Origin of the sequence: Streptomyces sp. NBC_00872 (genome assembly GCF_045161915.1) — a bacterium.
Classification (GTDB): domain Bacteria; phylum Actinomycetota; class Actinomycetes; order Streptomycetales; family Streptomycetaceae; genus Streptomyces.
In genome coordinates this window covers 8,119,427-8,133,961 of the sequence record NZ_CP108806.1, presented here as the reverse complement: position 1 = coordinate 8,133,961, position 14,535 = coordinate 8,119,427, and the positions used below count along the sequence as shown (strand labels likewise).

Below are 14,535 nucleotides of genomic sequence, written 5' to 3'. Positions count from 1 at the left end.
ACGAGCCCGCATCAGCCACTACAAACGCAGAGGCCATCACGGAGTGTCGTTGCAGTACTAGTGTCCTGAGTCTTAAATTTCCGTAGGGTTGGGTCATGGCGCGTCCGGGACCGAAGCTTGTGCCGTTGGATCTGACTGATGCTGAGCGGTCGGTGTTGGAGGGTTGGGTTCGGCGGCGTAAGTCCGCGCAGGACATGGCGATGCGGGCTCGTGTGGTCCTGGCCTGTGACGAGGTCGGGGAGGACGGTTTCCCCGTGTCGACGCGTGTGGTGATGGAGCGGGTGGGGGTTTCCCGCGACACCGTGTCGAAGTGGCGTCGGCGGTTCCTGGCGGACCGTCTGGACGGGCTGTCGGACGAGCCCCGTCCGGGGCGGCCCCGCACGGTGGGGGATGAGCAGGTCGCCGATCTGATTGCCCGGACTCTGGAGTCGGGGCCGGAGGATGCCACGCACTGGTCGACGCGGTCAATGGCGAAGAGGACGGGACTCTCCCAGTCGACCGTTTCGCGGGTCTGGCGGGCGTTCGGGCTGCAGCCGCACCGCTCCGAGACGTTCAAGCTGTCCACGGACCCGTTCTTCGTCGACAAGGTCCACGACGTGGTGGGCCTGTATCTCGACCCGCCGGAGCGGGCGCTGGTGCTGTGTGTGGACGAGAAGTCGCAGATCCAGGCCCTGGACCGGTCTCAGCCGGCGCTGCCGATGATGCCCGGGGTGCCGGAGCGGGCGACCCACGACTATGTCCGCGCCGGCACCACCACCCTGTTCGCCGCGTTCGACGCGGCCACCGGCAAGGTGATCGGTTCGCTCCACCGCAGGCACCGGGCCGAGGAGTTCAAGAAGTTCCTGGGCAAACTCGACAAAGAGATCCCTGCCGGGCTCCAGGTCCACTTGATCTGCGACAACTACGCGACTCACAAGACCGCAGCAGTCAAGAAGTGGCTGCTGGCCCATCCCAGATTCCACATGCACTTCACGCCCACCAGTTCGTCCTGGCTGAACCTCGTTGAGCGATGGTTCGCCGAGCTCACGAACAAGCGGATACGGCGAGGCGTCCACAAGTCGGTCCAGGCGCTCGAGAAGGACATCCGCACCTGGATCGACTCGCGGAACGAGGACCCCAAGCCGTTCATCTGGACCAGGACCGCCGACCAGATCCTCGAATCCCTCGCCTCATACTGCCGACGAATTACCGACTCAGGACACTAGCCTCGATCTTGCATGACGGTTCGGCGGTTCATCCGGCGGACCCGTTTTCGCTTGCTGGGTGGTTTTGAGCAGGACGCTGGCCCGGCTGTCGTGTCGGGTGGGCGCCGGGTTCCACGGTTCCGGTTGCGGTGCGCTCGTAGGAGTGAAGAGCGGCTGGTCAGTCGGGGTTCGGGAGGGCTTCGAGGCGGCAAATCGCCTGTGTGATCACGTCTGTCCAGGGCCAGTGGCGGGTGAATCTGAGGTGCCGTCGCCGTGCTGTGGTGATGAGTTGGGCGGCGGCGGAGAAGAGGCGGAGTCGCATCCGTCGGGGCTCCCACCGGCGGGCTGCGCCGGTCAGGGCGAGCATCGGCATCCAGGCCAGGAGATCGAGTGCGATCTGGACGATCTCAAGCCAGATCTGGTTCTGGGCGGTGTCTTGCAGGGGCAGGTTGCGCAGGCCGGTGGCGCGGGCATTGCGGATGCGGTCTTCGCAGCGGGCCCGTCTTCTGTGGCGTAGTTCCAGCTCTGAGATCGGGATGGTCACGGTATTGGTGGCGAAGCAGGTCAGGCGTAGTCCGTCGGCGTCGGTGATCCTCAACTGGGCGCCAGGGTGGGGTCGTTCTTTGCGAATGATCAGCCGCATGCCGTCCGGCCATCCGTCAAGGACGTTCCCACTCAGTTCGGCGACCCAGGCTCCGTCCCGGATTTGGCCGTCACGCTCGACGGCGGGAGTCCAGGCGGAGGCAGGCACCCGCAGCACCGCCTGGTGGATCTCGGCGGTGATGGTCATTCCGACCGAGTAGGACAGCCACCGGCCGCGGCGGGCGAGCCAGGTCACGAACTCATGAGTGCCGCCGGCCGAATCGGTGCGGATGAGGGTCTGGCGTCCGCGCCGGTAGCGTTTCGGGAGCTGGGCCAGGGCCAGCTGTGTGGTCTCGATGTGGTCGGCGGCGGTGTTGCTGCCCGCATTCCCCGGCCGCAGGAGGGCAGCCACCGGCTCACCACTGCCGTTACTCCCGTGATCGACGAAAGCAACGAGCGGGTGGTGACCGTAGGTCCGCTTCCAGGTCGGCGCGGCATCCTGTTTGTCGGAGTGCGCCAGCACCAGCACGCCGTCCAGGTCCACGGTCACCTGCCCTTCTGCATCCGGGGCCGCGCTGCCGGCCAACCTCCACACCCGCTCGCGAACTTCGGCCCGTGCCGCACGGATCGCTGCCAGGGCCCAGGGCCCGGCCGAGGCAAGGGTGTCGATGAGACGGGAGACGGTCGGATCGGAGGCAGCCGGCCCGAATACCGCCGGCTCCGCCCGCAACATCCCCACATCCGCGAGACAGTCCCCGCCCAGCACGACCGCGAGCGCCACATCCAGCAGGATCTTCCCCGGATCATGCACCGCCCGCTGTTTGTGCCACGGCGCCAACACCGTCGATATCACACGATCCAATCCGGACTTACGGATCGTCTCGACCAACAGTGTTGCTCCAGCCTGCGAGACCACCGATCGGCCACTGCCACCTGCGCGAACCCGTGGTAGAACCCGGTATGGTTCATCACTTGGGAAGTGCCTCCGACAGTAGTAGGAACAAGGACCTCGACAATCCTTATTCTTGCTGGTCAGAGGCATTTTTCGTGGTGCTGATCATCTGTTGGACAGCCTGCTCGCGTGACTCTCAGCAGTCCAGCCGACGGACTGGATCCGCCTGAGGGTGATGAGGCAAGCGACCCTGTCCGCACCCCGGGTCCCGTTCTTTACCGTGCGGGCGACCTCACCGTTGTGATCGTATCTCGCCATGCGTAGCCAGTTGCGTGAGTGCCCATGCTCCGCTTCACCTACGAAGTGCCCGACTCTTCGCGGCCGACAGGCCCTCCGCGAATCCCAACCCCCCATGTCGGGGGCACTTCGACGCTAGGGATCAAGCGTTGCGCAGCCCAACTGGTGAAAGCCCGACACTAGGTGGCTGCGTAGGTTTCAAGCGAGAGCACTTGTCAGTGGGTTTCGGCATCACGCCATGACCGAAGAGCGCGTGAATGTTGGTGAGAAGTAAGAGCATCCCGGGTGGCGGGGGCTCGATCGTGCGTGCGGGGCCAGATGCGTTCGTGGCAAGATGACGGCATGTTGATCAGAAAGGGCGATGCCGCGTAGGCGCCCGAAGGCCGTCCGTGATGAGCGGTGGCGGCCTCGCAGACACGTTGTAGTTCAGCGGATCCGGGGCGTTTCCGCGAGGACTCGTGCAGCTGTCCGCCGCGTCGAGGATGAGCGGATGTGGCCTGGTGCAGTTGCTGACGCGCTCGCCCGTTTCGAGTGGGCGTTCAGGCAACCCGGCCGTTATCTGAACGCATCCCAGGTCTGGCAGCCCGGACTGGAGGTGGAGTATGCCCGCGATGATCTGGAAGAGGTCATGCTTCACCTCCCTTGCGGTGCCCAGCGCGATCTCGGCCGGCTGGTTGCTCGTATCGACGATGAGTTCGAGCGTCGCACTCTGCCGAATCCTGGGCCGGTGAACGCCTTCACGGTGGGTGGCTGGTGGTGGTCAAGGATCCGTGAGCACTGAGGATGCTCACAAAGCCTCGTGCGCCCAGGTCAGCTCGTGGCCAGCTGTTGTTCGGCGCGGGCTCGGGTGGTGGCAAGGCGGTAGGAATCGGTTCCTGTCTCCATGATGTTGCCGCCGAAGGTGAGGCGGTCGACGATGGCCGCGCAGAGCCTGGGGTCGGTGAAGGTCTTGGTCCAGCCATCTGGGGCCGGCACATGTTCCTTTTCGAGGATCGCTGCTGCCACCGGCCCGTATCCATCTCCTGCGGTCCTCGTTGGTCTTCACGGTGGTGCTCGGATTCTCCAGGTGCTGCCTTGATCGGCGAGGTGCGAGGAAGGTGTGCCGGTGACATCCCAGTTGCGGGTGATCGAGGGTGGTGCCGTCCTGCTGGAGCCGGTGACCGCCGATCCGTGGGAGTTCCAGGTCGAGTGTGTCGAGGCGTTCGTCGCCTCGTGGCGGGCCCGCGGGTTCAGCCCGGTGACGGTCGAGAATGACATTGGCCTGCTGGAACGGACGCTGAATGCGCTGGGCCGGCCCGCATGGGACGTCACCCCGGAGGACATCGACCGCGTCGTCGGCGACCTGGCCCTCGCCGGGCGGGCGGCATCGACCCGACGCGAGTATGTGCAGATCTTCAAGGGCTTCCACCGGTTCCTGCAGGTCCGCAAGGCCGTTGAGATTGAAGTGGGGTTCGGTGTCCGTCTGGTCTGCCCCGTGGACGAGTTCAACGCCTCACGGCATGTCGGGGACGATTCCCCGGCTCAACTGCCGCCGCCGACCCCGGAACGGGTGGCGGAGTTCTTCGACTTCCTCAAGGCCCGGATCGCCACTGCCCGCAAGTACGGGCCCGCGGCCCGTGACTATGCAATGTTCCGGACCCTCTATCACGCCGGCCTGCGCTCGGAAGAAGCCTCCCTGCTGGAGCGTCCCGACGTCCACTTCTCGCGGTGCCCGTTCGGAAAACTCCACGTGCGATTCGGCAAAGGCGCCCACACCTCCGGCCCCAGGCCGCGCTGGGTGCCCATGCTGGACGGCCTCGACCTCGTCCTGCACTGGTTCCTCGACGACGTGCGGGGCAAGTTCCCCAACTCGCCGGTGCTGTTCGCGGACGAGTCCGGCGGCAGCCTGCACCGCGGGACGATCCGCAACCGCCTCGCTATCTGATGGAACTCGAAGGACGCCCGGCCACCGACCGGTTCAGCCCGCATGCCCTGCGGCGGGCCTGCGCGACCCACAACTACGAACGCGGTGTGGACCTCGTGGCGATCCAGCAACTCCTCGGTCACTGGACGGTCAGCTCGACCATGAGATACGTCCGTCCCTCCGCAACGTTCATCGAGGACGCCTATCGCCGCGCGGTGACCACCACGCTAAGCGAACTCACCGCCGAGGAGGGCAGCCCCGCATGAAGATCCGATGGCGCCTGCGGATGGCCGCCGCCCAGCGTGAGGTGTGGACCGGCACCAAGCTGCAGCGGCTCCTGGCCGAACGGGCCGGCCTGCAGATGTCCTCCGCGTCGGTGTCCGCGCTGTTCACCAAGGAGCCCTCCCAGGTGAAGATGTCCACCCTGATCGCGTTGTGCACCGCGCTCGAATGCACTCCCAACGACCTGTTCGAGGTCGACACCACCCCCGTCGAGCGTCCTGCCGCCCCACCACGGCCAGTCGCTGACCTGCCCAAGGCGGCCTCAGCCCGCAGCCGTTCCATGCCGCCGCTCTGACCCGAGTGGCATCGTGGGCATCAAACAGAGCGACTGCGTCGGCTGCGGAGCCCCGGTCGGCTTCCTCGACCGGCAGCACTGCTGTCGCTGCACCACCCGGCAGAAAGAAGCGGCGGCCAGGGCCGCTTGCCCCCGCTGCGGCCAGCAGCGTGTCCTCCAGGAGAACACCGGCCGGTGCATCACCTGCTCACGTGTGTGCACCACCTGCGGCCATCCAGTCAGAGACAAGACAGCGACGTTGTGCCGGGACTGCTCACGCACGGCTGAACGCGACGCCGCCAAGGCACCCTGTCCTCGGTGCAGTCGGCCCGGCTATCTGCGCGAGGACACAGGCTGGTGCGGGCACTGCTCGCGTCCCCGCCAGACCAAGCAGCCGCCCCGGCCCTGCCGCGAATCCGGCCGCGTGCGACGGCATGCCGGGCTGGGACTGTGCTCAGCCTGCTGGCAGCGTCACCCCGACCGGCCCTTCGTCCGAGCGGAGAGCCTGATCGCCGAACTCGGTGAACCCCCGGACTGGCTGCGGGACTTCGCGGCTGACCTCACCGCCAAGTACTGCGTCGGCCGCGCCTGCACCATGATCACCTCCCTGGGACGACTTCTCCTGGACGAGCAGCCCAACCACCCGCAGGCTCTGCTCGAACGCTCCCGTCGTTCGGGACGCTCAATGGGCTCCCTCGCCCGCGCACTGGAAACCTTCTTCACCGCTCACGGCATGGCCATGGCCACCGATCAGGCCGAACGGCTCGCCGCCGGCCGTCGGCAGCGCCGCATCGATGCCGTCCCCGAGACCCTGAGGCCAACGGTGGAGGCATTCGCCGACTTCATGATGCGCTCGCGCGAGAGAGCCCGCCGTGCCGGAACACGCCCTCGCAGCGATGGAACCATCGAGACGGCACTGGCCATCATGCGTGACCTCGCCCGCTTCCTCGCCGGCGAACGCGGCAAGCAGGACTGGGCGCTGACCGATGTCCACGACGTCGAAGCCTTCCTCGCCGGCTCGCCCAAGGCCCGGAAACGTCGGCTGGTCGTACTCGGGCAGTTCTTCCGTTTCGCGCGTTCCCGGAAGATCGTGCTGGTGGACCCCACTCGGGGTCTGACCTCCCGAGGACCGAGCGGCTTCACCGGAGCGACGCTGACACTCGACCAGCAGCGCGTCCTGTTCTGCCGCTGGACCACCGGTCCGGCCGTCCACCCGCGCGAGGCCCTGCTGGGCATGCTCGCGTTGTTGCACGGCGCATCGAGCCGCGAGGTCAAGATGCTGCAGACCGCTGACCTCGACCCTCACGCCCGGACTACCCGGCTCGGCGACCGTCCGCATCCGGTTCCCCCGGACCCGGCGTCATGGGCCGTGCTGGAACGCTGTCTGGCTCACCGCGAAGCCCAGCGGACTGACAATCCCCACGTCATGGTCACCCGTCAGACGAAGTCCGGCCGGGGACCGGCATCCACCGCCTATGTCAGCCACGTCCTTGGCGCCTGCGGCTTCCCGCCCCGCATGATCCGCTGCACCCGACTGCTCGACCTGGTCAACACCATGGATCCCAAGCTCGTCGCCGCCGCGTTCGGCATGGACCCTGAAGCCACCATGATCTATCTCGCAGACCACGTCGATGAGGGCCGTTTGCCTGCGCGGTGAAGTCCAGGCATTGATGGTTACTGAAGTCGCAGGACGCCAGGGGCACGATCCTCGAAGATCGTGATCAGCCAGTCGAAGACGATCGGCCCGTGCTCTGTATGAGCTGCAGCCAGATCCGCGCTGACAGCAGGACGGTTCGTGGGATGGCACCGTGAGAGGCGAATCTCCAGCTGGCGAGCCGTCTCCGGATAGCCCAGATACTCGCGAGACGCCTGGTGGTCACGCCATTCAACAACGTAGTCGTCATCGTCGGGCTGCCCGAAGCCGCCGCTGAGGCAGTCAGCGAAGGCGTCGAGGTTCTTGCCGAAGTAGCCTCCAGGGCCATTGACCGCCTCGCCGATGAGTCGCCAGAAGTCTTCCAGCGTCCTCACCTGGCTGCCGTTCAGCACGTATATCGCCGTCACGGCACGAAGGATACGTCCAGCTCGATGATCTACCTCTCCAATTTGAACCCGTGCTGTTCAGCCGCTGCCTGGCACGGGTTCGCCGGAACATGTGCGCTTTGGAGAAGGACTCGTTGGAGGCGATGGCGACGCTGTTCTTCTCCTCGCGTTCGGTCAGGACTTGGAAGAGGAGTTCGGCGCCGCGACGGTCGAGTTCCATGTAGCCGAGTTCGTCGATGCAGAGCAGGTCGACGCGGCCGTAGCGGGCGATGGTCTTGGTCAGCTGCTTCTCGTCGGCGGCTTCGACCAGCTCGTTGACCAGCTTCGTCGCCAGGACGTACTTGACCCGGTGGCCGGCCATCGCGGCCTCGGTGCCAAGCGCGATCAGCAGGTGAGACTTGCCCGTCCCGGAGTCGCCGATGAGGCAGAGCGGCAGGCCCTTCTTGATCCATTCGCACTTGGCGAGGGTGTGGACCATGGCCGGGTCGATGTTGGGGTTGGCGTCGAAGTCGAACTTGCGCAGCGACTTGTCCCGGGGGAAGCCGGCGGCCTTGATGCGCCGCTCGGACCGGCGGCGGGCCCGGTCGTCGCACTCGGCCAGGAGGAGCTCGGAGAGGAAGCCGAGGTAGGACATCTGCTCGCGGCCAGCGGTTTCGGCGAGCTCGGGGAACTGGGACCGGATCGTGGGCAGCCTCAGCATCCGGCATGCCTGGTCGATCGCGGCCGTGGCGGCCTGCTCGGTGAGTCCTCGCTGGCGGGGGATAGACACGCTGTTCTCCTTCAGGGGGTGGGACGGTCGCGGCGGAGCCGCAGGAGCTGGTCGTAGTGAGCGACGGAGGGTAGAGGTCGTTTGTCGGGTGGCAGGCAGGCCCGGACGGCAGCTGGCAGCGGGGCGATGCTGTTCCGGTTTCCTGCTGATGGTTCTGGAGCCTCGGCAGGGGCGGTGTCGGCGTCTGCTGCCTTGCGGGCTTCAAGAGCGACGGCGTCCGCCGTCAGCGCGTCGGTCTTGAGAGCCGCGGCGAGTCCGGTGACCAGGTGCTCGTGCGGCAGGTGCCGGCCGAGAAGAAGGACCTCGATCAGCGCGCGGGTGCCGTCCCGCTCGCCGTGGGCCTTGACGGCAGCGTCCCACCAGGCGTCGTAAACAGGAGTGAACCGGCCTGCGGAGCGGGCCTGGTCGAGCGCGGTCGCTCCCGGGAGGGCACCGGGCTTGCGCACGAGAGCTTCAAGGTAGTGGTCCAGTTCGAGGCGGGTGCCGCCTTTGGCGATCAGCCGTTCATGCCGGGCGACTTCGTCTCGGCCGTCGTAGACCACCAGCTCGGAGGCATGGAGTATCGCTCTGATGTTCCGGCCGATCAGCCGGACGGGCACCGAGTAGCGGTTGGTGCGGACACTGATCTGGCTGTAGCGGTCGACCCGCAGAGTGAAGAGCCGGCCCGTCTCGAAGGGCTCCTCCGGCAGCGGCGTCAGCAGCGGCTGCTCGGCTGCGAAGTACTCGCCGATCGTGCGAGGACGGGACCGGATCCGGCGATCCCCGTCCTCCTGGTCCCACCGGTCGATCATCGCGTTCAGCTCGGCGATCGTCGCAGCCTCGGGCACCGGGACGAGGTGGTTGCGACGGAACCAGCCGATCTGCCCCTCGACCCCGCCCTTCTCGTGGGCGCCGCGGATTCCGGGCTGGCAGTAGAGCGCTTCCAGGCCGTATTCTCTGAACTTTGAGATCAGCGTCGAGGAAGTGGTGTGAACTCGCGGCTTCGGTCAGGGTAGGTAATGGCGAGTCTCTATCCAGGCGAGAAGTTGATCCCGTACTGGGCTGGGTTGCAGGTAGTCGATGAGCCTGTCCAGATGGGCCGTCAGGGTCTTGTGCCGCCGTAGCTCGCCGATCTGCTCGACCGCGAGGTCGCGCCAGTGATCGGCGAGAGCACGGGCCTCAGCAGGGGTGAGAGCAAGTGCGGCAACGGTGTCTGCCGCCAGCGTCTCGGGGCTCCAGTCATGATCCTCGCCGTCAGGGCCGAGCTGGTCGATCACCCACATCCGGAGCATGAAGTTCTGCTGAGCCGCTCGGGCTCGATCCCACGGACCGTCGCCGTGCAGACGCTGGTTGGCCTGCAATGACAGCTTGGCCCACTGCTGGCGGGCTTCAAGGGGTTCGTCGGCGCGATAGGCATGGCCCTGCGCGACGACACGTACTGCCTCAAGCTGCTGGCCTTGGGCGTTCTCGACGAACGACTGAAGGCGATCGATCGTCCAGGTGCTGAGGTCGCGGCTTGGGTCTTCGTGATCGGCGTCGGCGTTCAAAAGTCCTCGTTCCTGATGGTGGGCATGCCGAGGTCGACTTCGGCTCCCTTGTGGGGACGCCGGTCGACCTGGGCAAGCTTGTTCTCGGCTCCCGCAAGGCTGACACGCAGTCCTTCGACTTCGCCGAGCCACCCCTCGCGCTCAGCCTCCGCGATTCGGGCGATGAGATTGTCGCGGATCTCGACCAGCCGGTCGCGCTGGGCAGGGTCGGGCCAGAGCATCGGGCAGCGGACGCACGCGTGTTCGTGGATGCGCGGAGTGCCGAACGAGCGTCCGCAGGTCCCGGTGGAAACCTTGCGGCGTTCGAAGTGGCCGAGGAACTCGGTCCATTCCTCATCGGTAGGGACGCGGTATTCGTCGCTCGGCCGCATAGCTCGCCTGCGGGCGAGAAAGGCCAGGTGAGCCTGGACGGCCTCGTCGGGATAGACGGCCTTGTAGCCGAGAGTGACGTTGATGTCCTGGTGCCCGGCGATGACCTGGTCGATGTGCGGAGGCAGGCCGCTCAGGACGGCGTCGGTGATGAACAGCCTGCGGAAATCGTGCGGTGTGAAGTGCAGAGGGCCGCCGGCGACCGAGTCGGTCAGCCCGGTGTGCGCGAGCGCGGTCGTCAGCAACTTCCGGATGGCGCCGGAGCTGATCGCCCGGTTCTCCCCGCCTCGGTGCCGCTGGAACAGCAGGGCTGAAGGCGGCAGCCAGGTGCGTTCGTAGTGGTCGTAGGCGGGAACCCGGGGGACTTTCCCGTTCGTGTCTCGGATTCGGCAGATGATCGTGGAGAGCACGTCGGCGAGCTCGGGACTGACGACCAGCAGCCTCTCAATGTCCGTCTTCGACGGGATGATCTGCAGCAGTGGGATGAGCTCGCCGGTGGTCGGCAGCCGGTATTGGATCAGGCTGTGGTGGGAGAGCTCGGTGAGTTCCTCGACGCGGATGCCGGTGGCCCGCAGGACCTCGACGACGGCGAAGGCCCAGAAGGCGTGATCCTCCTCGCGGCCGAGATCGCGCCGCTGTCCGGTCGCGGGGTCCTCGGCCAGGATCTTGGCAGCGGCCGAGCGGCGTGGGGTGACGCGTACCAGTGTCTGCCCGGCCGCGGTGAACGTTTCTCCCGGTGCCGAGTCGCGGGCGGCCATCAGCAGGGCGGCGGCGTCTTTGCGGCGCCGGTCGACGCTGCGGACCAGGACCGGCAGCACGGGAAGCCGTTCCCGGGTGCGGGCATCCATCCGGGACTTGCGGCGCCGTTTGTCCTTCTTGCGGTTGATCTCTTCGCTGCCCACCGGGCAGGGTGTGACCCACCGGGCCCAGCGTGAGGGCTCCTCGACGGCCCAGTGGGCCAGGTCCAGGTAGAAGGCCCGTACCGGGGTGAGGCACTCGCGGTAGTTGATGCGAGGTGCCTGGGTGGTGATTCGGCGGCCGTCGGGGGTGCGGACCGTCTTGTCCACGGTGCGAAGTCGCTGCTTCCATGCGTAGGCGACCTCGGTCGGCAGGTGGAGGCTGTCGATGCCCGGGTGGTGCCGTTCCAGGTCGGACCAGAAGAGCTTCGCGAGGTAGTAGGACAGCGCTTCCAGGCTGTTGTAGTCCAGCGCGGGCTGGCGCTCGCGCAGGTAATCGACGAACAGGTCGCGGATGGGACGGCAGGCGACGTCGTAGCGGTCGATCAGTTCCTCCGGCGTGCGCTGACCGGCACTCCTCAGCTCACGCAGCGTTGCCGGGGCCTGGTCTCCGAACACTCCCAGGTCGTGCAGGACCCGATAGAACAGGTGGGTCGCGCCGACCGAGGTGCCCCGCAGTTCGGCCTCGACCTCCAGCAGCTCTAGGACGTCGCCGGGGGTGATGTCGGAGATGCCGCCGCCCTTGGCGGCGAGGATCTGGGCGGTGCGGTAGGCGACGCGGGTCGCGGAGGCCGTGGAGACGCTCGAATCCTCGCCACATCGCTGCCGCAGCCGGGCAAAGCCAACGCTGTCGCGGTACTTCTCCATCGCCCGGGGCAGTGCCCCGCGGCGAAGCGAGGAGGTGACCAGCCACGTCAGTGAGGGGCGAAAGAGGTCGGCGGCGAGGGCGACATTGACCGCCCGAAAGAACGCGTCCTGACGGGAGACGCTGGTGTGGCCCCGATCTGAGAGCCACTGCAGAGGAATTTCACGCCAGCTGCCGTTCGCGTGGTCGGTGTCGGCTCCACTGGCCAGCCACCGGTCTTGCCAGGTGACGCCGGGCTGTTCTTCGAGCCAGTTCAGCAGCAGCCCGAGGCCCGCCTTATGACCACTGTTGTCGCAGCCCACGAGGAACGGCAGGGTGGTCATTCTCGCCCAGACCGCGTCTCGGTCCTGCACCGTGACGGGCCAGGACTCTTCATACGTTCTTCCCCGCCCGTACGTTCTCTGCAAAGGCAGCGGCGTGACCGCGCGTGGTGCGGCGTCCAGCGTGGTAGCCATCAGCGAGCCGTTCCGAACAGAACGTCCAGCGACTCGGACCGGTAGCCGGGCGCGGGGGCGGGCGTTGTGCGAGCCGCGGCCTGCCGTGTTTGTTCGGCGTGATGGACCAGTAGCCGCCGGATCACCTCTTCCTTGCGGGGAGCGAGGTAGATCTGGGTGGTGGTCAACTGGGAATGTCCAAGGACGAATTGGACATCAGTGAGGGGGAGATTCGGGTCCTCGGCCATCCGGTAGGCGGCGGTGTGCCGCAACGCGTGCAGCGTCGCCGAGGTGCCGGCCTTGTCGTTGACTCGCTCGAACATCCGGTGGGCCGCGTGATAGGTGAGTGGCCGGGGCGGATTGCGCAGTGTCCACCACAGCGGCATCCGCCGGCCCTTCGGGATGAGGTCTTCCATTTCCAGCTGGTAGAGCCGCAGCCAGACGAAAGCGTCGGTCGAAGCGGGGAGTTCCTGGACCTCTCCGGTGCCTTTGCGGACCACGCTGATCAGCTGACGGCCCGGGTCGGCCCCGCCCTGCCACGCGGTCAGAAGCTCGCTGGCGCGGGCCCCGGTGGAGACGTAGAAGGCCACCAGGGCTCGGTCCCGGTGCGAGGGCAGCCGCGCGAAGATCTCGTTGAATTCATCGTCCAGAACACTGCGAGGAACCCGCTGTGGCAACCTCGGCCGGTAGAGGCCGACACGCTCGTTGCGGTGCGGTTCCATCGGGTTCCGGTGGGCGTGTGCTCGTCGTCCCCGCCGTGAGCGGTCCAGCGGGAACGGGTTGAGGACCGGGCCGGTGCCGGCATCACGGTGGAAGTCGTAGAAGGTTCGCAGAACCGTCTCGCTGTGTGTACGAACCGACGGCGCGTACGGCTTTCCGCCTGGAGCCCACTGGCCGACCGAGTCGGGGCGCCGCCAGTGAGGGCGCGACGGCTGCCCTGCGACCTGCAGCCAGCGGGAGAAGTCTCTTGCCTCGACGCGGCTGGCCCGGTCCCACGGCACCTCGACAGCCCAGAGGAAGCGGAACCATCGGAGTAGATCCATAGCGTAGGAACGAGCCGTCGTCGCCGGCCGTCCCGCCGCCTGCAGGTCCCGTAGGAAGGCAGCAGCCCCTTCAACAGGTGCCCCGGGCGCATCGACGAGCCGGTAGGGCTCCCACGGATCATCCGTGGTGACCAGCTCGCCGACCAGGGGCACGGACAGGTTCGACAGGTCTCTTGATGACTCCACGGCCAGACCAACGACGCTTCCGTCAAAGGGTCACTGACCTGCGGGAACTCCGGCAGTAGTTCAGTCAACGGGTAGTGGGAGCGGAACGCGGTCCAGCGCTCGGCCTCGACGCGATGCCGTGAGAAGCCCAGCACCTGGGCGACCGCGGCCCTAAGGTTGTCGTAGCGGACCTTCCCGGTCGGCACCCCTCTAATATGCGGGTCTCGATGTCAAGCCTCCGGTTGTGTCTGAGAAGCTGCCAAGACGTTCTTTGACCGCGACGCGTCGAGCTGGGGGAACACGTGGACGTTGCTGAGCACGAGCTGAACCATCCCTGGGATGGCGTTCTTGTTACGCCCGCTCACGGTAGTGACGTCGGTGTTCTGGTCCTGGCCGGTTCCAGCGGACGCATCGAACACGAGAGAGCACGCATCCTCGCTCAGCAGGGCATCATTGCTCTGTCATTCCGTTGGTTCGGCGGACCAGGACAGTCCCCGGGAATTTGTGAGATCCCCTTGGAGACCTTCACCGCCGCGGTCGACCTCCTCACCACGAGCGGGGCCCGGCGCATCGGCATCCTCGGCGTCTCCAAGGGAGCTGAAGCAGCTCTGCTCACCTCTGTGCACGACCCGCGCGTGGACGTTGTCATCGCGGTGTCACCCACCTCGCGAGTCTGGTGCAATGTGGGCCCGGGCCTCGATGGGGAACAGCGCCCGTACCGCTCCTCGTGGACATGGCAGGGGCAGCCACTGCCTTTTGTTCCGATGGATGATTCCTGGACCCCCGTCAACCCGGGAAGCGGTCCGGTCGCCATCCGCGGATGGTACGAACTCAGCGAGCAGAGCTTCGCTCACCTGCTTCCTCGGGCAGAGATCCCCGTCGACAGAGTCCGGGCCGATCTGGTGCTCGTCGCCGGCGGCGACGACGCGATGTGGCCCTCTCTCCGCTTCGCCGAACAACTGGCAGAACGCCGACGCTCAGCCGGGACCACTGCGCATCTGATCGCCCGCCATGATGCCGGCCACCGACCACGCTTTCCCGGCGAGAGCCCGGCGCCAGCCTCCCCGCACTTCCTGTACGGAGGCACGCCCGGAGCTGACGCGCTCCTGGGGGAGGCTGCGTGGTCGCACATCCTCGACAGGCTCAGCAGCACGGCTCCCCTCAGCTACTGAT

General features: G+C 66.8%; 13 protein-coding genes and 2 pseudogenes. 7 read left to right on the top strand and 8 right to left on the bottom strand.

Annotated elements, in window-relative coordinates:
- Positions 1 to 95 precede the first annotated feature (95 nt).
- Positions 96 to 1,205, top strand: coding sequence for an IS630 family transposase (locus OG214_RS34835; protein WP_405986995.1), 1,110 nt, complete (start codon positions 96 to 98; stop codon positions 1,203 to 1,205).
- 157 nt (positions 1,206 to 1,362) lie between these two features.
- Here OG214_RS34835 and OG214_RS34830 read toward each other — a convergent pair.
- Positions 1,363 to 2,715 (bottom strand): annotated as a pseudogene (locus OG214_RS34830) (IS1380 family transposase); the annotation flags it as partial.
- A gap of 730 nt (positions 2,716 to 3,445) precedes the next feature.
- On the opposite strand from OG214_RS34830, the gene OG214_RS34825 reads away from it, so the two are divergent.
- On the top strand, positions 3,446 to 3,736 hold the full coding sequence (locus tag OG214_RS34825; protein ID WP_405986994.1) for a hypothetical protein: 291 nt from the start codon (positions 3,446 to 3,448) through the stop codon (positions 3,734 to 3,736).
- Positions 3,737 to 3,765: 29 nt separating this feature from the next.
- On the opposite strand, the pseudogene OG214_RS34820 reads toward OG214_RS34825, so the two are convergent.
- Positions 3,766 to 3,915, bottom strand: a pseudogene (locus OG214_RS34820) (ATP-binding protein); the annotation flags it as partial.
- A gap of 196 nt (positions 3,916 to 4,111) precedes the next feature.
- Here OG214_RS34820 and OG214_RS34815 point away from each other — a divergent pair.
- The 4 genes from OG214_RS34815 to OG214_RS34800 all read left to right on the top strand — a co-directional run bounded on the left by OG214_RS34815 (position 4,112) and on the right by OG214_RS34800 (position 7,071).
- On the top strand, positions 4,112 to 4,879 hold the full coding sequence (locus tag OG214_RS34815) for a tyrosine-type recombinase/integrase (protein ID WP_405986993.1): 768 nt from the start codon (positions 4,112 to 4,114) through the stop codon (positions 4,877 to 4,879).
- Positions 4,879 to 5,124 carry a tyrosine-type recombinase/integrase gene (locus OG214_RS34810; RefSeq protein WP_405986992.1) on the top strand — a complete coding sequence of 82 codons (246 nt, stop codon included), beginning with the start codon at positions 4,879 to 4,881 and terminating at the stop codon, positions 5,122 to 5,124. Before OG214_RS34815 ends, OG214_RS34810 begins: the two co-directional genes overlap by 1 nt.
- Entirely contained in the window at positions 5,121 to 5,435 is a 315-nt protein-coding gene (locus OG214_RS34805) for a helix-turn-helix domain-containing protein (RefSeq protein WP_405986991.1), read from the top strand. The genes OG214_RS34810 and OG214_RS34805 overlap by 4 nt, the downstream gene beginning before the upstream one ends.
- 574 nt (positions 5,436 to 6,009) lie before the next feature.
- Positions 6,010 to 7,071, top strand: coding sequence for an integrase (locus tag OG214_RS34800; protein ID WP_405986990.1), 1,062 nt, complete (start codon positions 6,010 to 6,012; stop codon positions 7,069 to 7,071).
- A 17-nt stretch (positions 7,072 to 7,088) separates the two neighbouring features.
- Here OG214_RS34800 and OG214_RS34795 read toward each other — a convergent pair whose 3' ends face one another.
- From OG214_RS34795 to OG214_RS34770, 6 genes are all read right to left on the bottom strand, one after another.
- Positions 7,089 to 7,460 (bottom strand): barstar family protein, encoded by a 372-nt coding sequence (locus tag OG214_RS34795; RefSeq protein ID WP_405986989.1) that lies wholly within the window; start codon positions 7,458 to 7,460, stop codon positions 7,089 to 7,091.
- A complete protein-coding gene (gene istB, locus OG214_RS34790; protein ID WP_405986988.1) occupies positions 7,351 to 8,223 on the bottom strand; it encodes an IS21-like element helper ATPase IstB in 873 nt (290 codons plus the stop codon). Before istB ends, OG214_RS34795 begins: the two co-directional genes overlap by 110 nt.
- An 11-nt stretch (positions 8,224 to 8,234) precedes the next feature.
- A complete protein-coding gene (locus tag OG214_RS34785) occupies positions 8,235 to 9,050 on the bottom strand; it encodes a Mu transposase domain-containing protein (RefSeq protein ID WP_405986987.1) in 816 nt (271 codons plus the stop codon).
- A gap of 159 nt (positions 9,051 to 9,209) precedes the next feature.
- Positions 9,210 to 9,749, bottom strand: coding sequence for a hypothetical protein (locus OG214_RS34780; protein WP_405986986.1), 540 nt, complete (start codon positions 9,747 to 9,749; stop codon positions 9,210 to 9,212).
- Positions 9,746 to 12,043 carry a tyrosine-type recombinase/integrase gene (locus tag OG214_RS34775; protein ID WP_405986985.1) on the bottom strand — a complete coding sequence of 766 codons (2,298 nt, stop codon included), beginning with the start codon at positions 12,041 to 12,043 and terminating at the stop codon, positions 9,746 to 9,748. The genes OG214_RS34780 and OG214_RS34775 overlap by 4 nt, the downstream gene beginning before the upstream one ends.
- Before the next feature lie 131 nt (positions 12,044 to 12,174).
- A complete protein-coding gene (locus OG214_RS34770; RefSeq protein ID WP_405986984.1) occupies positions 12,175 to 13,350 on the bottom strand; it encodes a tyrosine-type recombinase/integrase in 1,176 nt (391 codons plus the stop codon).
- A 314-nt stretch (positions 13,351 to 13,664) separates the two neighbouring features.
- Here OG214_RS34770 and OG214_RS34765 point away from each other — a divergent pair, with 314 nt between their 5' ends.
- The gene (locus OG214_RS34765) at positions 13,665 to 14,534 is read left to right on the top strand and encodes an acyl-CoA thioester hydrolase/BAAT C-terminal domain-containing protein (protein WP_405986983.1); all 870 of its coding nucleotides are present in this window, start codon (positions 13,665 to 13,667) and stop codon (positions 14,532 to 14,534) included.
- Position 14,535 lies beyond the last annotated feature (1 nt).

Coding starts and splice junctions, on each gene's coding strand:
- OG214_RS34835 (WP_405986995.1), top strand. CDS start 96: ATGGCGCGTCCGGGACCGAAGCTTGTGCCGTTGGATCTGACTGATGCT.
- OG214_RS34825 (WP_405986994.1), top strand. CDS start 3,446: ATGTGGCCTGGTGCAGTTGCTGACGCGCTCGCCCGTTTCGAGTGGGCG.
- OG214_RS34810 (WP_405986992.1), top strand. CDS start 4,879: ATGGAACTCGAAGGACGCCCGGCCACCGACCGGTTCAGCCCGCATGCC.
- OG214_RS34805 (WP_405986991.1), top strand. CDS start 5,121: ATGAAGATCCGATGGCGCCTGCGGATGGCCGCCGCCCAGCGTGAGGTG.
- OG214_RS34800 (WP_405986990.1), top strand. CDS start 6,010: ATGATCACCTCCCTGGGACGACTTCTCCTGGACGAGCAGCCCAACCAC.
- OG214_RS34775 (WP_405986985.1), bottom strand. CDS start 12,043: ATGACCACCCTGCCGTTCCTCGTGGGCTGCGACAACAGTGGTCATAAG.